The sequence below is a fragment of the Paracoccus sp. IB05 genome (genome assembly GCF_016405985.1).
In the GTDB taxonomy this organism is placed as follows: Bacteria; Pseudomonadota; Alphaproteobacteria; order Rhodobacterales; family Rhodobacteraceae; genus Pseudogemmobacter.
Window position 1 is genome coordinate 164900 of record NZ_JAEFCF010000003.1, and the last position, 20214, is coordinate 185113.

Annotated in this window: 22 protein-coding genes; 9 read left to right on the forward strand and 13 right to left on the reverse strand. The window is 63.4% G+C overall.

Features of this window, described 5'->3' with window-relative positions; genetic code table 11:
• Positions 1 to 95: 95 nt before the first annotated feature.
• Genes JC607_RS03540 through JC607_RS03550 form a run of 3 tightly spaced genes read left to right on the forward strand, consistent with a single transcriptional unit; the run spans position 96 to position 2534 of the window.
• A complete protein-coding gene (locus JC607_RS03540; protein ID WP_198835565.1) occupies positions 96 to 1043 on the forward strand; it encodes a Gfo/Idh/MocA family protein in 948 nt (315 codons plus the stop codon).
• Positions 1040 to 1750 carry a cytidylyltransferase domain-containing protein gene (locus tag JC607_RS03545; protein WP_198835566.1) on the forward strand — a complete coding sequence of 237 codons (711 nt, stop codon included), beginning with the start codon at positions 1040 to 1042 and terminating at the stop codon, positions 1748 to 1750. Before JC607_RS03540 ends, JC607_RS03545 begins: the two co-directional genes overlap by 4 nt.
• Positions 1743 to 2534 (forward strand): SDR family NAD(P)-dependent oxidoreductase, encoded by a 792-nt coding sequence (locus JC607_RS03550; protein ID WP_198835567.1) that lies wholly within the window; start codon positions 1743 to 1745, stop codon positions 2532 to 2534. Before JC607_RS03545 ends, JC607_RS03550 begins: the two co-directional genes overlap by 8 nt.
• Before the next feature lie 21 nt (positions 2535 to 2555).
• On the opposite strand, the gene neuC is transcribed toward JC607_RS03550, so the two are convergent.
• The 3 genes from neuC to thpR form a co-directional block, all read right to left on the reverse strand.
• Complete coding sequence (gene neuC, locus JC607_RS03555; RefSeq protein ID WP_370584742.1) at positions 2556 to 3680, reverse strand: UDP-N-acetylglucosamine 2-epimerase; 1125 nt, start codon at positions 3678 to 3680, stop codon at positions 2556 to 2558.
• Positions 3677 to 4717, reverse strand: coding sequence for an N-acetylneuraminate synthase family protein (locus tag JC607_RS03560; RefSeq protein WP_198835568.1), 1041 nt, complete (start codon positions 4715 to 4717; stop codon positions 3677 to 3679). The genes neuC and JC607_RS03560 overlap by 4 nt, the downstream gene beginning before the upstream one ends.
• 84 nt (positions 4718 to 4801) lie before the next feature.
• Positions 4802 to 5368 (reverse strand): RNA 2',3'-cyclic phosphodiesterase, encoded by a 567-nt coding sequence (thpR, locus tag JC607_RS03565; protein WP_233092596.1) that lies wholly within the window; start codon positions 5366 to 5368, stop codon positions 4802 to 4804.
• Positions 5369 to 5628: 260 nt separating this feature from the next.
• Between thpR and JC607_RS03570 the strand changes: the two genes are divergently transcribed.
• Together JC607_RS03570 and JC607_RS03575 are read left to right on the forward strand one after the other, a co-directional pair.
• Complete coding sequence (locus JC607_RS03570; RefSeq protein WP_233092597.1) at positions 5629 to 6102, forward strand: NUDIX hydrolase; 474 nt, start codon at positions 5629 to 5631, stop codon at positions 6100 to 6102.
• A 126-nt stretch (positions 6103 to 6228) separates the two neighbouring features.
• Complete coding sequence (locus tag JC607_RS03575; protein ID WP_198835570.1) at positions 6229 to 6696, forward strand: DUF1178 family protein; 468 nt, start codon at positions 6229 to 6231, stop codon at positions 6694 to 6696.
• On the opposite strand, the gene JC607_RS03580 is transcribed toward JC607_RS03575, so the two are convergent.
• From JC607_RS03580 to JC607_RS03595, 4 genes are all read right to left on the reverse strand, one after another.
• Positions 6600 to 7952, reverse strand: a complete 1353-nt coding sequence (locus JC607_RS03580) for a hypothetical protein (RefSeq protein WP_198835571.1) — start codon at positions 7950 to 7952, stop codon at positions 6600 to 6602. The two genes, JC607_RS03575 and JC607_RS03580, sit on opposite strands and share 97 nt — an antisense overlap.
• Positions 7953 to 8589: 637 nt before the next feature.
• Complete coding sequence (locus JC607_RS03585; protein ID WP_198835572.1) at positions 8590 to 9087, reverse strand: MarR family winged helix-turn-helix transcriptional regulator; 498 nt, start codon at positions 9085 to 9087, stop codon at positions 8590 to 8592.
• Between the two features lie 101 nt (positions 9088 to 9188).
• Positions 9189 to 9482 (reverse strand): succinate dehydrogenase assembly factor 2, encoded by a 294-nt coding sequence (locus tag JC607_RS03590; RefSeq protein WP_233092598.1) that lies wholly within the window; start codon positions 9480 to 9482, stop codon positions 9189 to 9191.
• 3 nt (positions 9483 to 9485) lie between these two features.
• Entirely contained in the window at positions 9486 to 9908 is a 423-nt protein-coding gene (locus JC607_RS03595) for a helix-turn-helix transcriptional regulator (RefSeq protein WP_198835573.1), read from the reverse strand.
• Between the two features lie 96 nt (positions 9909 to 10004).
• On the opposite strand from JC607_RS03595, the gene JC607_RS03600 reads away from it, so the two are divergent.
• The 3 genes from JC607_RS03600 (at position 10005) to JC607_RS03610 (ending at position 12114) form a co-directional block, all read left to right on the forward strand.
• Complete coding sequence (locus JC607_RS03600; RefSeq protein ID WP_198835574.1) at positions 10005 to 11207, forward strand: pyridoxal phosphate-dependent aminotransferase; 1203 nt, start codon at positions 10005 to 10007, stop codon at positions 11205 to 11207.
• 47 nt (positions 11208 to 11254) lie between these two features.
• Complete coding sequence (locus JC607_RS03605; RefSeq protein ID WP_198835616.1) at positions 11255 to 11617, forward strand: bleomycin resistance protein; 363 nt, start codon at positions 11255 to 11257, stop codon at positions 11615 to 11617.
• A gap of 98 nt (positions 11618 to 11715) precedes the next feature.
• Complete coding sequence (locus JC607_RS03610; RefSeq protein ID WP_198835575.1) at positions 11716 to 12114, forward strand: hypothetical protein; 399 nt, start codon at positions 11716 to 11718, stop codon at positions 12112 to 12114.
• Between the two features lie 120 nt (positions 12115 to 12234).
• Here JC607_RS03610 and JC607_RS03615 read toward each other — a convergent pair whose 3' ends face one another.
• The gene (locus JC607_RS03615; RefSeq protein WP_092896405.1) at positions 12235 to 12558 is read right to left on the reverse strand and encodes a 2Fe-2S iron-sulfur cluster-binding protein; all 324 of its coding nucleotides are present in this window, start codon (positions 12556 to 12558) and stop codon (positions 12235 to 12237) included.
• 347 nt (positions 12559 to 12905) lie between these two features.
• Here JC607_RS03615 and JC607_RS03620 point away from each other — a divergent pair, with 347 nt between their 5' ends.
• Positions 12906 to 13511 (forward strand): peptidoglycan-binding protein, encoded by a 606-nt coding sequence (locus tag JC607_RS03620; protein WP_198835576.1) that lies wholly within the window; start codon positions 12906 to 12908, stop codon positions 13509 to 13511.
• A gap of 104 nt (positions 13512 to 13615) precedes the next feature.
• Here JC607_RS03620 and JC607_RS03625 read toward each other — a convergent pair whose 3' ends face one another.
• The 5 genes from JC607_RS03625 to rpiA form a co-directional block, all read right to left on the reverse strand.
• Positions 13616 to 15022 carry a Do family serine endopeptidase gene (locus JC607_RS03625; protein ID WP_198835617.1) on the reverse strand — a complete coding sequence of 469 codons (1407 nt, stop codon included), beginning with the start codon at positions 15020 to 15022 and terminating at the stop codon, positions 13616 to 13618.
• A gap of 466 nt (positions 15023 to 15488) precedes the next feature.
• Positions 15489 to 16454, reverse strand: coding sequence for a protease modulator HflC (hflC, locus tag JC607_RS03630; protein WP_198835618.1), 966 nt, complete (start codon positions 16452 to 16454; stop codon positions 15489 to 15491).
• A complete protein-coding gene (gene hflK, locus JC607_RS03635) occupies positions 16451 to 17674 on the reverse strand; it encodes an FtsH protease activity modulator HflK (RefSeq protein WP_198835577.1) in 1224 nt (407 codons plus the stop codon). The genes hflC and hflK overlap by 4 nt, the downstream gene beginning before the upstream one ends.
• A 119-nt stretch (positions 17675 to 17793) precedes the next feature.
• On the reverse strand, positions 17794 to 19218 hold the full coding sequence (gorA, locus tag JC607_RS03640; protein WP_198835578.1) for a glutathione-disulfide reductase: 1425 nt from the start codon (positions 19216 to 19218) through the stop codon (positions 17794 to 17796).
• Positions 19218 to 20003 carry a ribose-5-phosphate isomerase RpiA gene (gene rpiA / locus JC607_RS03645; RefSeq protein ID WP_198835579.1) on the reverse strand — a complete coding sequence of 262 codons (786 nt, stop codon included), beginning with the start codon at positions 20001 to 20003 and terminating at the stop codon, positions 19218 to 19220. The genes gorA and rpiA overlap by 1 nt, the downstream gene beginning before the upstream one ends.
• Positions 20004 to 20214: the final 211 nt, after the last annotated feature.

Here is a 20214-nt window from a genome sequence, read left to right on the forward strand (position 1 = left end):
GCGCCTCCCCCCGAGGATATTTAAGGACAGAAAATGAGGTGGCTGGTCGCGACGCGGAATTCATGCGATGCGCTCCGGAAAAGCGGAGGCGCAGGATGGCTTTGAAGGTTCTGGTGGTGGGGGCGGGCTCGATCGGGCGGCGCCATCATGACAACCTGCAGACGCTTGGGGCGGTGGCGCGCTTGCGCGGCTGGCGGGGATATGGCGCGGCCGGATTGCAGGCGGATCTGCGCGACCATGATGCGGTGGTGGTGGCGACCGCGACCGATGTGCGCGCCGAAGTGATCTGCGCGGCGGCGGATCGGGGTCTGCCGGTCTATGTGGAAAAGCCGCTGTCCTTTTTGCCAGCCGGGGTGGATGCCATCAGCACCTGCTGCGCCGCGGTCGCGGAGCGGTCGATGGTCGGTTATATGATGCGCTGGCATCCGGCGTTTCGCGAACTCGCGCGCCGCGATCTGTCGGATATTTTTCGGTTTTCCTTTGCGATTGGCCATGATGTCACCCAGTGGCGGCAGAACTGGTCCTTTGCGCAGAGCTATGCCGCGCAGGAGAAAGGCGGCGGTGTGCTGCTGGATCTGTGCCATGAGCTTGATATGGCGCAATGCCTGTTCCCCGGGCTGCAGCCAGACGAGGTGCTGTCGCAGGGCCATGCCGGTTACCCGGGTGTTGATCTGGCGAGTTTCATCACGCTCAGGCAGCGCGAGGGAGGGGTGGCGGGCTCGGTCGCAATGGATTACCTGACGCCGCGCCTGCATCGGCGGGCGGTGCTGCACGGCACCCGTCAGAGCTTTGACTTTGATTTCGCGGCCCAGATCTACCGGGTCCAGGACCTGGCGGGCGAGCGGGTGCTTGACCTGCCGCTGGAGCGCAATGCGATGTTCCTCGATGCGATGCGCGCCTTTCTGGCGCTGGTGGCCGGGCAAAGCCCCGATCCGGTCGAACATCTGCCGCGGCTTGACCGCGTTATCGCCTCGGCGAAACTCATCAGCGAGGCCTGGCAGAATCGCCGTTTCATCGGCCTGATCGATAAGGAGCTCACATGATTTTGGGTCATATCGGCGCGCGCAAAGGGTCCAAAGGCGTGCCGCGCAAGAATTTCCGCGAGATTTGCGGCAAGCCGCTGATCGACTGGTCGCTGGATCAGCTTTTCGCGCATCCCGGCGTTGATGCGGTGGTGGTCTCGACCGATGATGAAGAGATCTATGATCATGCCGTGGCAAAGGGCGCGCTGCAAATCGGGCTCAGGCCTGCGCATCTGGCCACTGATCAGGCCGGGAAATGGGGGGTCTGGGCGCATGCGCTTGATGCCTCGCAGGCTTTGCTCGACCGTCCGGTAATGGCGTTTCTGGATCTTGACTGTACTTCGCCTTTGCGGCTGCCCGAGGATATCAGCGGTGCACTGGATCTTTTCGCGCGTGAGGCGCCGGACATGGTGATGTCGTGTTGCGAGGCGCGCAAGAACCCCTATTTCAACCTGGTTGAGCCCGATGCGAGTGGCGCCCTGCATGTCTCAAAACCGCTGCCCGGCGGCGTGGTCGCGCGTCAGCAGGCGCCGGTGGTTTATGAACATGCGGCCTCGACTTATGTGGTCTCGCCCGATTACCTGAAGCGCTCGAAAGGGCTTTGGGAGGGGCGCGTGATCCCTTACCTGATGCCCCCCGAGCGCTGTGTCGATATCGACAGCCCGTTCGATTTCCGGCTGGTCGAGTTTTTGTTGAAAGAAGCTCAGGAAGGGGCGCATCATGGCTGATCAACTGAAAGGCCGCACGGTTTTCATCACCGGATCGGGTGGTGTGCTGGGCAGCACTTACGTGCGCCGCATGCTGGCCGAAGGCGCGCGGGTGGTCAGCTCTGATCTTGCCGGGCACCGGGCCGAGGCGCTGAAAGAAGCCCATGCGGGAAACGAAAATTTTCGCTTTTACGAGCTTGATGTATCGGATGAAGATCAGGTCGTAACCATTTTCAAACGCATCGAAAAAGACGGATGGGAGCCCAATGTCGTGCTCAACAATGCCGCCATTACCGGCGAGCTGCTGATGGGCGCGGGCAAGGGCTTTCCGGACTTCGCCGATCTTGAAGTGGCGGATTGGGAAAAGACCATGCGCACCAATCTGACCGCGCCTTTCATGATCGCGCGGCAGATGGATCGCGACATTGTCGGGCGCCGCCCCTGCACCTTGGTCAATGTCGCCTCGATGTATGCGCTGAACGGGGCGCATCACCGGATCTATGACGGGATGCCGTTCAAGAATTTCTCGGCCTATGGCGTCTCAAAGGCCGGGGTGCATGGGCTGACGGTCTGGCTGGCCGGCTATTGGGCCGGGCGCGGCGCGACCGTGAACACCATCGCGCCGGGCGCGGTGTTCAACGGCCATTCCGAGGAATTCCAGAAGCGCGTGGGCGAGCTGATCATGCTCGACCGTATGGCAAAACCCGATGAGATCGCCGATGCCATGCTGTTCCTTGCCAGCCCGCAATCCGGCTATATCACCGGCCAGCTGATCAATGTGGATGGCGGTTTCTCGGGCTGGTAACGGCCCGCCCCTTGCGGCGTCTCAGTCATGAAACGCCTTTTGCAAAGGCCGGTCCCAGAAGGCGGGGTCGGCCAGCACTTCGACGAAACGATCCGCCGCAGCGCCTTCGCCAAAACCCGCATCGCGGGGCGCCTTGTTGCCCCAGGCATTGGTGAGAAACCCAAGGATGGCCGCGCGGTCAAAGGCCGACACGGCGGTGACCGAGGCCGCGTCCGAGCGGTTGGTCTGGCGGGTACCCACATCCAGCGAAGGCACACCGAGAAATGGCGCCTCGCGCACGCCCGCCGAGGAATTGCCCACGATACAGGCGGCGTTGCGCATCAGTTCCGAAAAATGCGCGAAGCGCATCGAGGGCAGCACCCGGAACCGCGCCTTCGGCAAAGCATCCAGCACCCGGAAAATCGCCTCTGATCCAGGGTCGTTGTTCGGTGCGATCACCACGAAATTGCGCTGGCTGTCGGTCAGAGCCGCGAACAGCGCCTCGGCCTGGGCGCCCATCGTCGCCTGTTCCGAGGTCACCGGGTGGAAGGTCGCGATGCCGTAATCGGCAAAGGGGATCGCATAGCGCGCCCGCACCTCGTCCAGCGTCACGCCCGAGGGGCGGGCGTGGAAATCCAGCTCCGGCGAGCCGATCACATGGATCACATCCTCGGGCTCGCCAAGCGCCATCACCCGGCGTTTCGCTGTCTCGGAGGACACGAAGTGATGCGTGCAGAGCTTGGTATTGCAGTGGCGAAACACCTCGTCGATGGTCCCTGAAACCTCGCCCCCCTCGATATGGGCCGAGCGGATGTAATTCGTGGCCGAAACCAGCGCGCCCGCCATCGCCTCGATCCGGTCGCCATGGAGGACGATCAGATCCGGGCGGCTTTCGGTGACAAAATCCGAAAAGCCGGTGACGGTTTTTGCCAGCACGATATCCTGCGGATCGCCGGGGCGCTGGTTCAGAAATTCATGCGTCGCAATGCCGGGCTGGCGGCGCACCTCATGCGCGGTCAGCCCGTAGCGGGTCATCATATGCATGCCGGTCACGAAAAACGTGACCTCATGCCCCGCCTCGCGCGCCGCCGCCGCAAGTGGCTCCAGCTTGCCGAAATCGGCGCGGGTACCGGTCAGAAAGAGGATCCTGCGCGCCACCGACGTCACGCCAGATCGCTCCATTTCAGCTGGGTATTGCGCGTGACCGTGCGCGTCAGACGCTTGCCGATCAGCCTGTCAAAGTCATAGGCCGGGATTTCCCCGGAGCCCGGACGCCGTGCCCAGATATCGATCTCATGGATCACATGGCCTTCCGGCAGGTCGCGATCCGCCACCACCGAGCCGCGCGCGAAACGGTAGACATCCTCTTCCGGCGCCGAGCGTTGCTTCGGGTTGTTCGCCGCGATCCAGATCTCTTTCGAGCGGTCGATCAGCAGGCGCAGCTCCGCCGGATCCATCGAATTGATGATGTCCGGGCCCTTGCGGTAGCGCGAATCCGTATAATGGCGCTCAAGGATCGTGGCCCCGAGCGCTACGCTTGCCAGTGCCATTTCCGGCCCGATGGAATGGTCGGAAAAGCCGACAACCGCCTTCGGGAAGGCCTCTTTCAGCTCGGTCACACCGCGCAGGGACACAATTTCAGGCGGGCTCGGGTAAAGGTTGGTGCATTCCAGCAGCGCATAGGGCACGCCCGAAGCATCCAGAATATCCACGCTCGCGCGGATCGTATCGATGGTCTGCATGCCGGTCGACATGATCACCGGCTTGCCCTTTTTCGCGATATGGCGAATGAGCGGCAGATTGTCGGCCTCTCCGCTGCCGATCTTATAGGCCGGCACATCCAGAGTTTCGAGAAAATCGGCCGCTGCACGCGAAAACGGCGTCGAGATCCAGATCATCCCGAGGCTTTCGGTATAGCGTTTCAGCTCGGCCTCGTCGCTCTGGTCCAGGGCACAGCGCGCCATCACCTCCCAGATCGAGACATCGGCATTCGGCGGGAAGATCTGCTTCGCCTCCTCCGTCATCTCGTCTTCGAGAATATGGGTCTGATGCTTGATCATCTCGCAGCCGGCTCCGGCAGCAAGGCGCACCATTTCTTTCGCGACATCCAGATCGCCGCCGTGATTGATGCCGATTTCGGCGATGACCAGCGGCGGATGGGCGGGGCCGATCTCGCGGCCGGCAATGGTGATGGAACGGGTCATCGGCAGGTCTGCTTTCTGTCCTGGACTGATCGTGTAAAGCTCTGCCCGTGCTGCACCCCTGCCCCGGACTTGTCAAGGAAGCGGTCAGGGATCGCGCGGCGGGCGGCGATGCTGTGCAAACGGATAACGGGCAAGCTCGCTATAGCGGGGGCCGTTTGCGGTCAGCACGCTTTGCCAGAGCACAATCTCATCGACCTGCCAGGGGCCGGCAGCAAAGCCCGCCCCGGCCGCGATGCCGCGTTCCAGCCGCATCAGCGTCGCGGGATCGGTACGGCTGAAACGGCCAAGCGTCACATGTGGCACAAAGCGGCGATGCGGAAGATCAAGCCCCGCGCGCCGCCCGGCCGCCTCGACCGCAGCCTGCAGCGCGACGAGTGACACAGAAGGCGCGACCCCGGCCCAGGCGCTGTGCGGTTTTGTGCCGCCAAAAAGCCCGAGCCCCGCCAGCGACATCTCAAATCCCGGCAGATGCAGATCGGAAAGCTCAAAGTGCAGCACCTCCGCGAGGTCGTCGGCGAGATCCTCACAAAAGAGCAGCGTCAGATGCAGCTCCTCTGCCGCAATCCTGCGGTGCAGCGGCAAAAGGAATTGCTGCAGGACAAGCGCCTCGCGCACAGATGCCGGCATATCCAGCCCGATGAATATCCGCATCAGCCTTCTCCACATCCCGCCCAGGCGGGGATTTTGATCCGGCACAGCGTCACAATCTTGTGCATATTAGCCTCACAGACAGAAAATCTTGATAAATCTCTATATAACCATAGGCCGGGCGGCGCGCGTCAGGCACAATGAACCATATGTATAACAGACTCCCGGGTCCGCAGGGTTTTGCTGCAACGGCCGAACGGGTGCGAGGGTAGCTGGTAAATAATATGAACAAAGAGGTCAGGCTAGCGTATCGGGATTCCGATTTGGAAATCAGGCTTCAGCTTGCGGCATTGTGCTGGAATGAAAGCAAGGACGGGACACGGATCCTGTTGATCACCAGCCGTGACACCGGCCGCTGGGTGCTTCCCAAGGGCTGGCCGATGGCAGATCGCAGCAATGCCGATGCCGCGCTGACCGAGGCCTGGGAAGAGGCCGGGGTGACCGGGGCAACCGATGGGTTTCCGGTCGGAAATTACAGCTATGACAAGGTGCTGTGCCGCGACACCGATCTGGCGCTGCGCTGCGATGTCGAGGTCTATCCGGTACGGGTCGCCAGCCTTGCCCGCAAATATCCCGAATATCGTCAGCGGCGGCGCAAATGGTTCAGCCCGGAAAAAGCGGCGCGCAAGGTTGACGAGCCAGATCTGCAACAGCTGATCCTTGCCTTCGCGGCAGGCAATGCAAAACCGAACGGCGCAAAGCAGGATGGGTCAAAGCAGGATGGCGGTCAGGTCTGACCTGCTTCCTTCGACCGGCTCTGACAGGATCCGGTGGCTGTGGCCTTGACCCGCGCCCGCGAAACACTAGCTTCCCCGCTATATGGTCCGGCACCAAAGGCCCGGGCCAGCAGGAGATTACGCAGAATGATCCGCTACACGCTGCAATGCGAGGCAGGCCATGGGTTTGAGAGCTGGTTCGCCGATGGCCAGGCCTTTGACAGCCTGTCGCGCGCCGGCCACCTGGCCTGTCCGGTCTGCGGCAGCGCGCGCGTTGAAAAGGCGCTGATGACACCCTCGCTTGGCCCCGCCCGCAAGGCGGCACCCACCGGGGAAACGCCGTCTTCCGGCGCGCCCGAAGCCTCGCCTGCTGCGCCACCGGTCCCCTCGCGCGCCGAGATCGAAAATGCCCTGGCTGTTTTGCGCCGCGAGGTCGAAAAGAACTCGGAATATGTCGGGATGAATTTCGCAGCCGAGGCGCGCCGCATCCATGACGGCGATGCGCCCGAGCGCTCGATCTATGGCGAGGCCAGGCCGGAAGAGGCGCGGAAGCTGCTGGACGACGGCGTGCATGTAATGCCTTTGCCGTTCCTGCCACGCCGCAAGGCCAACTGAACGCCCCTCCGGCGGGAAAAGACGCGGCCAGAGACCGTTTTGGCTATGGTTTTCACCCAATGAGGCGAACCTGGCACGGCCCGGTTCCGGGCCGAACCTGACGGTGCTGACCGGCCCCGCGATCGCCAGCAAAGCGAGTTAAAGCGCGGATAAGGGTGACCACGCCGCCATGCGTTTTGCCACAGTGAACCCTGCTCGGGCTGCAACGCGCAAAACGTGGCGACAGGCGGAGGATTACCAGAAGTCGTCAGGCGACGGCCCCGCCGCAAACCGGCGCTGGTCGCCGGGATCAGCAAAGGCGCAAAACCACGGAGGCAGAGGCCAGCCGAGCCGTCCATGCCTTCGTCACCACCAGGCAGCCGTTTTTGCAATCTGACACACGCTTGCTGAATGCAAGCGGGCTGGACCAAACGTCCCCGGTTCCCGATGAACCCCAGAGGCGATGGATTGCGACCCAGAGAGGCCAGGTTCCTCTTCTCCAGCTCTGTCACCTCCAAAGGGGCGAGCAGTATATCACGGAAGGCGGCGCGGGATTTAGGATCCCCGGTTCGTTCGAACTGATCGGCCCCGGGCCGCACAGCGACCATCCGCCCGCCGAGGTCAACGTCCTCCCATTGTAGTGCCGGCAGCTCGCCATGCCGCATGCCGGTGACAACAGAGATGCAGACAAGCGGGCTCAGATACCGAACAACGCCGCCTGGCCCCAATACCGCGCGGGACACATCGAGCAGGCCAAGCATTTCTGCTTTCGTCGGACTCTCCTTGCGTTCAGCCTTTCGCCCCAGAAGGCGCAGATCGCCCTCGGTCGTCGCGTTCCGGCTGATGACCCCTTGTGTGAAGGCGCGGCGGATCGTTGAGCGCAGGCGCCGGAGCGGGGGTCGAGGTGATGCCATCGGTCGCCGCGCCGGAAATGACGCCGAGGGCGGCGCGCCGGTGCCGTTTCCGGTGCCGGGGAAAATGGCCTTGCGCGTGGCGCGCATGTGGATGCCAAGGGTCTGTTCTGGTTTCAGCGCCCTATCGATGGTCGCGTATTCGGTCAGACCGGCGACATAGCCGGTCTCAGTTGCGGCCCACCCTGCGGTGATGCTCGAGATGGTCACCGGCCATTCGACAGCGCCCGAACCCACGGTGATAAGCTGCGCCCGCCTCTGCACCGCGACAGCGACCGGGAACAGGCGGTCAATGATCGGGCGCGGCTGGATCAGGCCCGGGGTGCCAGCGGCCACGGTTTCGCTGGCATATTGCTCGAGCACCATCAGGGAAACGGGATGCCACGAAATCGGTGACACCCAGGCCGTGCCCAGCCAGGCAGACTCGCCCCTGGTGGCGCATGGTTTCCCCGATCACGTCACAGACCCCCGCACTCTTGTCTCATCGGGCGCGGCGGTCACGGCGCGGGCGTAGCCGCGAGCCGGAGCGCCACACCGGCCTTTCCCGGCCGCATGCCCCCGGCCTGCGCGTCGACGGAACGCGGGCATTGAAAATGCCGATCCCCCCGGATTCGGTCAGGGTGACGCAGATCTTCCCGCGGGAGTTTTTCGGGATCGTGGCAACAGGCAGATCAGCCACTGGCCTGCCCTCCGTTCCTCTGCGTCTCAGGCCCTGCGTTCAGATCGGAACGCCGGGCGCAGACGCGGGCACCGATTTTGACGGTCGGGATCGCCGCCGTTTCGCGCCGGGAACAGGCCTGCCGCTCGCGAATGCCGAGGTGGCTGCCTGTGCCCGTCTTTGCCGCATTCCCTCGCGGCCAGCAAAGAGCGCCCTGAGGACGTACAAGACCCTTGAGGCCATTGAGATAAGGGGGGGCTGCACGAAAGTACTCCCGGCTGCAGGCGCGCGCCGGTTCGGGAAGGATGTGCCCCCGGGCACCATCCCCGGGGGCAAAATGCGATCTCAGTAGATATAACGGATCTGTTCGGTCCAGAACCGCTCCATGCGGCGCAGCGAGATATTGATCTCGTCCATGCCGCTGACATCGATCACGCCGCGTTTTTCGAGGCCCTCGGCATGGCGCAGGAACAGGTCCGAGACCTGATTGCGCAGGATCCGGCCCTTTTCCGTCAGCCGCACCCGCACCGAACGCCGGTCGATTTCAGACCGCTGATGGTGCATATAGCCAAGATCGACCAGCTTCTTGAGATTGTAGCTGACATTCGAGCCCTGGTAGTAACCGCGGCTTTTCAGCTCGCCCGCGGTCACCTCGTTTTCGCCGATGTTGAACAGGAGCAGGGCCTGGACCGGGTTGACCTCCAACACGCGCAGGCGCTCGAACTCATCCTTGATGACATCAAGCAGCAATCTGTGCAGGCGTTCTACCAGGCCCAGATTGTCGAGATAACAGGAGAGGAACGCTTTCTGCGATCCATCGAGGACGGATTGATGGAGGGACATTTGTACTTTGCTCCGCACGTAACAGACGGAGACAGAATCAGCACAAAGCACAAACATTCCGTAAACTCGCGACGATTTTGCCGCGATTTATCGCGAAAGGATCAGCCTGCGAGCCGGGTCGCCGCAAAATCCGCGATACGCGGCAGCAAAGGCGCGGTCCAGTCCGGGGCGGGAACCGTGCCCAGAACCCAGGTCAGAAGGTCCTGATCATTCTCGGATAAAAGCCGGTCATAAAGATCCAGCTCTTCCGCCGTCAGCCCCGCCAGCCCGGCATCGGCAAATGGCCCGAACACAAGGTCCATCTCTTTAATGCCACGGCGCCAGCTGCGCATCCGCATCCGGCGGAGCCGGGCGTCATGGCTTTCTCCCGGCACCGCCCCCTCTTTCGCAACCATCGCTCACTCCTGCCGCAAAGCCTGTCTGAGCCGCTTTTCCACCGTTGCGATCTCCTGCACAAGCCCCGCCGCCTTTGCCCTGAGCCGCGTCAGGTCGGCCAGCGCATCGCTCAGCGCCACTGGCATTGCCTCCGCCTCCGGCAGGCCCAGCCCGTCGCCCTCGGCCGTGAGGAGCCAGGCGAGCGAGACATTCAGCATCCCCGCCAGCGTCGAAAGCCGGTTGCCCCGCGGCTCTGCCATATCGTCTTCCCAGGCCTGCAGCGTGGTCAGCCGCACCCCCAGCCGTTGCGCCAGATCTTCCTGGCTCAGCCCGGCCGCCTCGCGCGCACCGGCAAGCCGGTCGCCAAAGGTTGCCACATCCGCCGAGAACCAGTCCTCGGGCGCCAGATCCACACCCGGCTCACGTCCTGTGCTGCTTTCCGCCATCACGCCTCTCCTTTGCTGATATCGCTTGTATGAACGGGGGGGCGAACTTAAGACCCGAGACCGGAAAATGCAAACAATCCCACCGGAGACCCGGAAATGGCCTTTCTGTCCGATACGCTTGCCCGCGTGAAACCCTCGGCCACGATCGCGGTCACAAACAAGGCGCGAGAACTGGCGGCAGCCGGCAAGGATGTGATCGGCCTTGGTGCCGGCGAGCCGGATTTCGACACGCCGGAACATATCCGCGATGCCGCAAAGCGTGCGATTGATGCGGGCAAGACCCGCTATACCGCCGTCGATGGCATCCCCGAACTCAAGGCCGCGATCTGCGCGAAATTCCTGCGCGAGAACGGCCTTACCTATACGCCGAACCAGGTGACGGTGGGCACCGGCGGCAAGCAGATCCTCTTCAACGCGCTGATCGCCACGCTGAACAAAGGCGATGAGGTGATCATCCCGGCACCCTATTGGGTCAGCTACCCGGATATGGTGCAGCTCGCCGGTGGCACCCCGGTCGAGGTGGTCGCGACGCTTGAGAATAATTTCCGCATCACCCCCGCACAGCTTGAAGCTGCGATCACGCCAAAGACCAAATGGCTGATCTTCAATTCGCCCTCGAACCCGACCGGTGCGGGCTATAGCCGCGCCGAGCTGAAGGGTCTGACCGATGTCCTGATGCGCCACCCGCATGTCTGGATCATGTCGGATGATATGTATGAACATCTGGTGTTTGATGATTTCGAATTCACCACCCCCGCCCAGGTCGAGCCGGGGCTTTATGACCGCACTCTGACCTGCAATGGCGTCTCGAAAGCCTATGCGATGACCGGCTGGCGGATCGGCTATGCGGCAGGCCCCGTGGCGCTGATCAGGGCGATGGGGACGATCCAGTCGCAATCGACCTCGAACACCTGTTCTGTCAGCCAATGGGCGGCGCTCGAGGCGCTGAGCGGGCCGCAGGACTTCCTCGCCGACTGGCGCCGCGTGTTCCAGGGGCGCCGCGATCTGGTGGTCTCGATGCTGAACAAGGCGACCGGCATCACCTGCCCGAAACCGGAAGGCGCCTTCTATGTCTATCCGGACATCTCGGGCTGTATCGGCAAGGCGACACCCGCAGGCGTAGTGATCACCAATGACGAGGTCTTTGCAACAGCTCTTCTGGAGGAGACCGGGGTTGCTGTCGTCTTCGGCTCGGCCTTCGGCCTCAGCCCGAATTTCCGCGTGAGCTACGCCACCTCGGATGAGGTGCTGCGCGAGGCCTGCGCCCGGATCCAGCGGTTTTGCGCGAGCCTTGTCTGAGCGGTAACCACCGATCATGATCGGTGGAGCGCAGCATGGGGGAAGCCATGACCCAGGACCGGATCACCGCCAATCTGCCGTCGCGCGATATGCGGGCGACGGAAGAGTTCTATGCCAGGCTCGGCTTTGCCACGCGCTATTTCAGCGAGGGCTGGATGATCCTCGGGCGCGGCGCACTGGAGCTGGAGTTTTTCGCCTGGCCTGATCTTGATCCGGCACAGAGCAGTTTCTCGGCCTGTATCCGGGTGGATGACCCGGATGCATTGCTTGGAGAATGGCAAAAGCTCGGCCTCGCAGCCGAGGGGATCCCGCGCCTCACCGGGTTTTTCCGTCCGGAGGGTGCGCCGCGGATGTTCGCGCTGATTGATCCTGAGGGATCTTTGCTGCGGGTGATCGACAATCGCGACTGAGGTGGGCGGGCGTCAGCAGGGGCTGGTTTTTGCGGAAATTTGCGCTTAAATCAGCCGGATTGACGGTTTTTGCCCATGGCGCCAGGAATAGTCCCGACATGTCCGACAGCTTACCCCCCTATTACTTTCGTATCCGGGAAAATGGGGCCTCGGTCTGCCGGGTGGACACAGAAAACCGCCAGCGCCGGATCGAGCTGGACGAGATCGCCAGCGTCAATGTGAAGAACGGCACTATCCGGCCACATGGGGATCGCGAGCTTTCAGAGGCAGATCTTGAGGCGATCCGCACCTGGCTTGCAAAGCGGCGCGCGCTGCTCGACGCCCGCGAGACGGATGATATCCTGCGCACCGTGGATCATCTGAACATGACCTCGCAATGGGCCCAGTCAAAGGCCAGTGATGCGCAGCTTGACGAGGTCACCGATGCCCTGCTGCTTGCGATGCATGACCTGCGCAGCGTCCTGGTGCGCAGGAAGGCCGAGCGACTGACGACCTGAGGTGCAACAGCGGCCAGAGGCGCCGGAATTCATCGAATTCCGGTCAAATTTCTTTTAAGAAATTTTCTAAGATTTTTTCTGAAAAATCTTAGCCCGCCCGTCGGCGCCCCTCATGCGGGGTCAGATCTGCTTCTCGGGCATATGCACGATCAGCCCGTCCATTGCCGGCGTTACCTTCAGCTGGCAGGTCAGGCGTGATCGCAGCGGATCCGGATTCCAGGCGAAATCCAGCATATCCTCTTCCATCGCATCCTTGGCCGGGATCTTATCCACCCAGGCCGGATCGACATAGACATGGCAGGTCGAGCAGGCGCAGGCACCGCCGCAATCGGCCTCGATGCCCGGAATGCCATTGTCGCGGGCCCCTTCCATGACCGTCAGGCCAGAGGCGACCTCGACCTCATGCTGTTTGCCGCCGAATTCGATATAGGTGATCTTCGCCATTGCCGTCCCCGGTTTCCGTCTGTTCTCTGGGGCCCGTGACCCGGGCCCGGCGCTGAATTCCCTGTCTTGCCCATGACATATGTCATCCCGGGCCGCTGTGCCAGAGCAGTCACCACACGGGCGAATTGCGACAAACGGGGGGTCTCGCCGCTTTCGGCCCCCTGCAGGATCGCCATGTGCAGGATCACCTTGCCTTTTCCTTGTCCGGCCCCTGCCGCTTGTTGCCACCCTGTCGCGATGCGGATAGCCTTACAGCCTGAGCGGGTGCCCGCAGCAGCGCCGGACCAGACAAGACCCTCAGGGACGGATCGGGCCAGCCGGTGACCGGAAAACAAGAGCAGAAGCCGATGACCCCCTCTGACCTGCCCTGCTTCGCTGCGCCGCATCAGGGCTTCGCCCATGACAGGGCAACCCCATATCGCAGGCGGCATCTCGCCTGCTTTATCCCTTTCGTTCTGATCCTCGCCGCCTGCAACAGCGCAAACACCCCCACAGGCCCGACCCGCGCCGATTTCTCGGCGGAGCTGGTGGATCTGAAGGGAAAGCCGGGGCCACCTCAGGGGCCGAAAGGCGCCTGCTGGCAATCCGACATCCGACCGGCCGTCATCGAGACGGTTACGGAACAGGTGCTGATCTCGCCCGAGACCCGTGACGAGGCGGGTACGCTTCTCACCCCGGCGCGCTTTGCGTCTGAGGCCCGGCAGCGCATTGTCACGGATCGCAGCACGGTCTGGTTCCGCGTGCCCTGCCCCGAAGTCATGACGCCCGAATTCGTCGCCACTTTGCAACGGGCGCTGAAGGCGCGCGGCCTTTATCTTGAGCCGCTGACCGGGATGACAGACGGGCCAACCCGCAAGGCGCTGCGGAGCTGGCAGCAAAGCCGGGGGCTCGATTCCGATCATCTCTCGCTCGCAGCCGCGCGCGAGCTGGGTCTTGTGGTCGGGGATTTCTGATCGCCGCTCGCCGAAACTCCGGCCCCGCCCGCGCAAAAAGGCGGCGGGGGTTCCCCCGCCGCCCTGGTTTCAGGCCCAGTTCAAGTCTCAGCTCAAAACCGGGCTCACTTCACCAGCAGGGCCACGAAGCGCTGATCGCCACCACGGCTGAAACGCAGCAACACCGATTTGCGGCCCGCCTTTTTCGCATCCTCGATCCGGTCCTTCATATCCTGCACCCGCGCGATCTTCTGCTGGCCGACTTCGGTGATCACATCGCCCTCGCGCAACCCCTTGGTCCAGGCTTCCGAGGTCTGATCGATGCCCGCAACCACCAGCCCCTCGGCCGAGCCCGGCAGGCCAAGCTGATCGCGCAGCGCATCTGTCACCAGTTCCAGCTGCATCCCGAGGATCTCAAGCTGCCCCTGCGGCACCTCCTGCGGGTCAGCCGAGGCCGGATAGGTCTTCGGCTCTGCCTCTTCGCGCCGCCCCAGCGTCACATTCAGCGTCTCGGAACCGCCATCGCGGATCACCACGACCGGAACCGCCTCGCCCACCGGCGCATCGGCGACACGCCGGGTCAGATCGCCGGCGCTTTTCACATCCTGACCGTTGAAGAGCTGGATCACGTCGCCTGCGATCATGCCCGCCTCTCTGGCCGGTCCCTCCGGCACATCGGTCACCAGTGCACCGGTGGCAGTGGCCAGCCCCATCGCCTCGGCAATATCCGGGGTGACGTCCTGAATGCGCACCCCGAGCCAGCCACGCCGCGTCTCGCCAAATTGTTTCAGCTGATCGACAACCTTGGTCACCACATTCGAGGCCATCGAGAACCCGATCCCGATCGAGCCGCCGGTCGGCGACAGGATCGCGGTATTCACCCCGATCACCTGGCCATCCAGATTGAACAAAGGCCCGCCCGAATTGCCGCGGTTGATCGCAGCATCGGTTTGCAGATAGTCGTCATAAGTACCCGAAAGCTCGCGGTTTCTGGCAGAAACAATCCCCGCCGAGACCGAGAAGCCCTGGCCAAGCGGGTTGCCCATCGCGACCACCCAGTCGCCCACCCTTGCCAGATCGGAATTGCCGAAGGACACGAAGGCCAGCGGCTTTTCGGTTTCGACCTTCAACAGGGCGATATCGGTCTGCGGGTCGGTGCCGATCAGTTTCGCCGGCAGTTTCTCGCCGCCGAAAAACTCGATGGTGATCTCATCGGCGCCTTTGATGACGTGATCATTGGTGACGATATAGCCGTCTTCCGAGATCACGAAACCCGATCCGAGCGCTTCAGAGCGTTGCGGGCCGGAATTGCCCCTGCCCCCGAAATCCTTGAAGAAATCTTCAAGCGGGCTGCCTTCGGGCACGATCGGGCCACCATCCGAGGGGCGCGAGACCACGGAGGAGGTTGTGATATTGACCACCGCAGGGCTGATCTTTTCGGCAAGATCGGCGAAAGTATCAGGGGCGCCGAAGGCCAGCACCGGGGCCGGCGCAGTAAAGGCAAGCCCGGCGCTGAGCGCGAGCGCCAGCATCGTGCTGTTGCGCAACCCGGTCAGGACGGAGGACCGGATGGACAAGCGGGCGGGCCGCAGGGAATCGGTGTGGGGGCGGGACAAATCTGGTCTCCTTTGGACGTGCAGCCGGATCGTCGCGGGCTGGAGTCGCCTGAAGCCGGTCCGGATAAGTGCATAAGAAACTCTGAGCCAAAGCGGCGCGCAATGCAAACCCTGTCGCGTCCTGTCAAAGCCGCGTGAACAGGCCGGATCGGCGCGTGACTGCCCCCTGTCGCAGGCGTTCGGTCCATCGGGAACAACCCTGCCCGCAGGCGAAACAAGCGTGCAGATTGCATCACGCTGAGAGGATCACGAAAGATCGCTGTGATCCTTGAACACCAGCCAGGACCACCCTTCCTCCCGATCCCGGCCCCGAAGATCAAAAGGGCCGGCAAAAAGCCAGCCCTTTTCCTGTAGTTCTGCGCGCATCTGCGCGGGGCCTGCCTCACTCCACCGGAGCCGGGACCGGTTGCGGCGCCGGGGCAACCTCCGGCGCGGCCGGCGGGGCAGGCAGATTTTCCGGCGTCTCGACCGGCGTATAGGCCGAGCTGCCCGGGGAGCGCAGATAGGCGAAGAAATCGCTGTCCGGCTCCATCACGATCGAGGAATTCTGCCCCTTCAGCGCCTGCTCATATGCCGTGAGCGAACGGATGAAGGCAAAGAATTCCGGGTCCGCGCCATAGGCTTCGGCAAGGATCGCGTTGCGTTCTGCATCGGCCTCACCGCGGATCACCTCGGCGCTGCGACGCGCGAAGGAGGTTTCCTCGACCACGGTCCGGTCAGCGGCGGCACGCACGCGCTGTGCGGCTTCGCCACCCCGTGCGATCTCGTCAGCCGCCTCACGGTCACGTTCCGACCGCATCCGGTCAAAGGTGGCCTTGAGGTTGGCATCCGGCAGGTCGGTGCGGGTCAGACGCACGTCGATCACCTGAACTCCCATCGACTGCGCTTCGCGCCGCGCGATGGTCAGGATCTCGTTCATCAGCGCATTGCGGTCCTGGCTGAGCACGCGGTCCTGGGTGGTATTGCCCAGCACCTCGGGGATCGCCTGTTGCAGGATGTTGTTCAAAAGCGCCTGAGCACGCTCTTCGGCACCAGCCCCGACCGCCTGGCGGAATGCCTGGAGATCCGAGATCCGCCAGCGTGCGAAAGCATCCACCACCAGCCGGCGATCCGAGAGCAGCGTGACCTCGATCGGCGCGGTTTTCAGGCCCAGAATACGGTCCTCGTAATAGACCACCTCCTGTATGAAGGGCATCTTGAAGCCGAGACCGGCGTCTTCCTTGATCTGCCGGACCTGGCCGAATTGCAGCACCAGCGCCTTTTTGCGTTCATCGACGATGAAGACCGAGGACAGCGCCGTGACGACGATGGCGATCAGGACGGGAACAATGACAATCGAGCGCATCAGTTGGACCCTCCGGCTGCCGCAGGTGCGGCGGGGGTGGCGGCAGAGCCGCGTCCCAGTTCATTGAGCGGCAGGAAGGGCAGCACGCCCTGGCCATTGGGGCCACCGCTGACCCCGTCAAGGATCACCTTGTTCATGCCGGCATAAACACGCTCCATCGTCTCGAGATAGAGACGGCGGCGGGTGATTTCCGGCGCTTTGACATATTCGGTATAGACCGAGACAAAACGCGCGGCCTCACCCTCGGCCGAGTTCACCGCATTGGCGCGGTAGGCTTCGGCCTCTTCGGTCAGGCGGGCTGCCTCACCGCGAGCGCCTGCGGTCACCTTATTGGCGTAACCGTCCGCCTCGTTTTCCAGCCGCGAGCGTTCGGCCTGCGCCGATTGCACCGCACGGAAGGCATCGGCCACGTCCGATGGCGGCTGCGCGCGCCGCAGGTTGACACGGATGACCTGAATCCCGGCATTATAGGTGTCGAGCGTGGATTGCACCGCGATCCGCAGATCCGAAGAAATCGCACCCCGGTCGCGGTTGAGGATCGGCGACAGTTCCGAACGCGCAATGATGTCGCGCATCGCCGATTCCGACACGGCGCGGATGGTTTCCTCGGGATCAGCCAGGCTGAAGAGATAGGCCTGCGGATCGGTGATGTTCCACACGACCTGGAAGCCGATATCGACGACATTCTGGTCGCGGGTCAGCATCAGCTCGCCGGCATTGCCGTCGGCGGCCCCGATATCCGTGGTGCGTTCACCCGTCACCTGGACCTTTTCATAGGTCACAACCGGCCAGGCCGCAAAGTTCAGACCAGGATTGCCGATGCCCGAAGCCTCGCCGAGGAACAGCTCGACCGAGCGTTCTTCCGGGCGCACCGTATAGAAGGACATGAAAGCCCAGGCGGCCACCGCCGCGAGCGCGCCAAAGACAAGCCCCTGTTTGGTAAAGATCGGGCCAAGGCCCGGCCCCTGCGGACCGCGGGGCCCGCCGCCATTGCCACGCTGGCCACCGCGCCCGCCCATCAGGACGCGCAGCTGTTCCTGGCCCTTGCGCAGAAGGTCATCGACTTCCGGCACCCCGCCTTCCGGACGCCGGCCACCATTGGGTCCGCCGTTCTGGCCCCCGTTCGGACCCCCGTTCGGGCCGCGGCGCCCGTCGTCGTCAGAACCACGGTTCCCGCCGCGACCATCGTCGCCGCCGCCTCCGCCCCAGGGACCTCCTGCCATCGATACGTCCTTTTCCTTCACAATATCATGATCTCAATTGTGCATCCCGCCCGGGAATTCAAGCCACAGCAGGGTCGCTGCGGTCCGATCTCGCGGGAAAGTCAGGATTTTCGCAATCGTTACCGGCGCACAGGGCTGCGCATCGTCACCAGTTCCTCGGCCATGGTGGGATGCACCGCACAGGTGCGGTCGAAATCTTCCTTGGTCGCGCCCATTTTTACCGCGATGGCGGCAAGCTGGATCATCTCGCCCGCCTCGGGCGCGACGATATGGCAGCCCAGCACGCGGCGCGTGTCGGCGCAGACGATCAGCTTCATCAGAACCCGCGCCTCCGAGCCGGCAAAGGCGCTGCGCATCGGGCGGAAGCTGGTCGCATAGACCTCTATCGGGCCCAGATCGCGCGCGGCCTCTTCGGTCAGCCCGACCGAGCCCAGTTCGGGCTGGGTAAAGACCGCCATCGGGATCAGGTCGTGATCGACCGGCGTGGGCCGGCCATGGAACACGGTATCGACAAAGGCCATGCCTTCGCGGATCGCGACCGGGGTCAGATTCACCCGGTCGGTGACATCGCCAATGGCATAGACCGAGGGCACCGCGGTCTGACTGTACTCATTCACCTCGATCTGGCCACGCCGCCCGATACCGATCCCCAGCTCTTCCAGCCCGATTCCGTCACTGTTCGGCCGCCGCCCGGTCGCGAAGAGCACATGATCGACCTCGCACAATTCGCCCGTGGTCGAACGGACCGCACAAGGCCCTGCGGTTGCGGGCACCCGGCGGGTTTCGAGTTGCAGTTCCGAGACCGGTGCGTCGAACCCGTCCTCCAAAGCGCCCTTCGGCCCCATCGCCGCGATATTGGTGCCGACACGCAGATTGATGCCCGAGGCGCGCATCGCCTCGGCCACAAGGCCCCGCGCCTCTTCGTCAAAGCCGCGCAGGATCTGGGCGCCGCGGTAGAATTGCGTAACCCGGACGCCGAGGCCCTGGAGGATACAGGCCATCTCGCAAGCGATGAAACCGCCGCCGACGATCAGGAGGCGCTCGGGCAGCTTTTCAAAATTGAACACGTCATCCGAGCCGATCCCCAGAGCCGCACCGGGCAGATCGGGGCGTTCGGGGCGCCCGCCGGTGGCGATCAGGATATGTTTCGCCGAGATCCGGCGACCGTCAGCCAGCTCGACCTCATGCGGATCGACAAGCTTCGCGCGGCTGTCATGGATGGTGACGCCCGACCCGCCCAGCAACCGGCGATAGACGCCCTCCAGCCGGTCCAGCTCGGTATGAAGGCGGCTGCGAAAGGCCTGCCAGTCGAAATGACCCTCGGGGATATCCCAGCCATAGGCGCGGGCCTGCGAGGGCAATTCGCGGAAGGATGAGGCGAAAACCATCAGCTTTTTCGGCACACAGCCCCGGATGACGCAGGTGCCCCCCATCCGGCTTTCCTCGGCCAGCTGAACGGATGCGCCGGTGGCCGCCGCCATCCGCGCGGCGCGCACGCCGCCCGAACCGCCGCCGATAACAAAGAGATCGCAATCAAAAGCCATCAGTCGAGATCCGCAAAAATATTGTCGGTGGGTGCGAACACGATCTGATCATCGGTGACCGAGCCCGTGTTGATGTCGCGCACCGTGACTTTGCCATCCGGCGCCCCGATCACCACGATATCGCAGATATCGATGAAAAGACCGTTTTCCACCACACCGGGGATCTGGTTCAGCACCAGCGCCAGCTGGCGCGGATTGCCGATCCGGCCCAGATGCAGGTCGAGTATATGGTTGGCCTCATCGGTGACAAGCGCCCGCTCGCCGGTCATCCGCAGGCTGACATCGCGCGTCATCACATCCATAGCGACAAGGGTTTCCTCGATCAGCGCCCTGGTGGTCTGCCAGCCAAAGGGAATCACCTCGACCGGCAACGGGAAAGCACCAAGTCGCGTGACCTCTTTCGCGGCATCGGCGATGACGATCATCTGATCCGAGGCGGTGGCGACGATCTTTTCCTGCAACAGCGCGGCGCCGCCGCCCTTGATCAGGTTCAGATCCGGGTCGAATTCATCGGCGCCGTCAATCGTCAGGTCGAGCCAGCGCACCTCATCAAGGCTGCGAACACTCAGCCCGAGGCTGGTGGCCAGCTCAGCCGTACGGCTGGAGGTCGCAACCGAGGTGACCCGCAGCCCCTCTTCGCGCACGCGCTCCGCCAGGCAGCGCACCATCCAGGCCGCGGTCGATCCGGTGCCGAGCCCGAGTTTCATCCCGTCCTCGACGAATTCCACCGCCCGTTTGGCGGCAACGAATTTGGCTTTGTCGATGGGGTTCAGATCGGCAGGCATGGGGGTCTCCGGGCTGTGACAGCGGCGCGCGGCCTGGGCCCGGGCTTACCCCAATCGCAGCCGGAGGGCAAAAGGCTTTTGGCCGCAGAGAGAGGGGGCCCTGCCCCCTCGGCTCCAAAAGGAGCCTCACCCCCGGGATATTTAAGGACAGAAAATAGAAGCAGCATATTTTCTGTCTCTTAAATATCCCCGCCGGAGGCTTCCGGAGCCG

Coding starts and splice junctions, on each gene's coding strand:
- JC607_RS03620 (WP_198835576.1), top strand. CDS start 12,906: ATGACCCCCTCTGACCTGCCCTGCTTCGCTGCGCCGCATCAGGGCTTC.
- thpR (WP_233092596.1), bottom strand. CDS start 5,368: ATGCGGATATTCATCGGGCTGGATATGCCGGCATCTGTGCGCGAGGCG.
- JC607_RS03615 (WP_092896405.1), bottom strand. CDS start 12,558: ATGGCGAAGATCACCTATATCGAATTCGGCGGCAAACAGCATGAGGTC.
- JC607_RS03625 (WP_198835617.1), bottom strand. CDS start 15,022: ATGCTGGCGCTCGCGCTCAGCGCCGGGCTTGCCTTTACTGCGCCGGCC.
- JC607_RS03550 (WP_198835567.1), top strand. CDS start 1,743: ATGGCTGATCAACTGAAAGGCCGCACGGTTTTCATCACCGGATCGGGT.
- JC607_RS03605 (WP_198835616.1), top strand. CDS start 11,255: ATGACCCAGGACCGGATCACCGCCAATCTGCCGTCGCGCGATATGCGG.
- JC607_RS03595 (WP_198835573.1), bottom strand. CDS start 9,908: ATGGCGGAAAGCAGCACAGGACGTGAGCCGGGTGTGGATCTGGCGCCC.
- JC607_RS03610 (WP_198835575.1), top strand. CDS start 11,716: ATGTCCGACAGCTTACCCCCCTATTACTTTCGTATCCGGGAAAATGGG.
- JC607_RS03540 (WP_198835565.1), top strand. CDS start 96: ATGGCTTTGAAGGTTCTGGTGGTGGGGGCGGGCTCGATCGGGCGGCGC.
- JC607_RS03545 (WP_198835566.1), top strand. CDS start 1,040: ATGATTTTGGGTCATATCGGCGCGCGCAAAGGGTCCAAAGGCGTGCCG.
- JC607_RS03580 (WP_198835571.1), bottom strand. CDS start 7,952: ATGGTGCTCGAGCAATATGCCAGCGAAACCGTGGCCGCTGGCACCCCG.
- hflK (WP_198835577.1), bottom strand. CDS start 17,674: ATGGCAGGAGGTCCCTGGGGCGGAGGCGGCGGCGACGATGGTCGCGGC.
- JC607_RS03560 (WP_198835568.1), bottom strand. CDS start 4,717: ATGACCCGTTCCATCACCATTGCCGGCCGCGAGATCGGCCCCGCCCAT.
- JC607_RS03575 (WP_198835570.1), top strand. CDS start 6,229: ATGATCCGCTACACGCTGCAATGCGAGGCAGGCCATGGGTTTGAGAGC.
- JC607_RS03600 (WP_198835574.1), top strand. CDS start 10,005: ATGGCCTTTCTGTCCGATACGCTTGCCCGCGTGAAACCCTCGGCCACG.
- gorA (WP_198835578.1), bottom strand. CDS start 19,218: ATGGCTTTTGATTGCGATCTCTTTGTTATCGGCGGCGGTTCGGGCGGC.
- JC607_RS03585 (WP_198835572.1), bottom strand. CDS start 9,087: ATGTCCCTCCATCAATCCGTCCTCGATGGATCGCAGAAAGCGTTCCTC.
- JC607_RS03590 (WP_233092598.1), bottom strand. CDS start 9,482: ATGGTTGCGAAAGAGGGGGCGGTGCCGGGAGAAAGCCATGACGCCCGG.
- rpiA (WP_198835579.1), bottom strand. CDS start 20,003: ATGCCTGCCGATCTGAACCCCATCGACAAAGCCAAATTCGTTGCCGCC.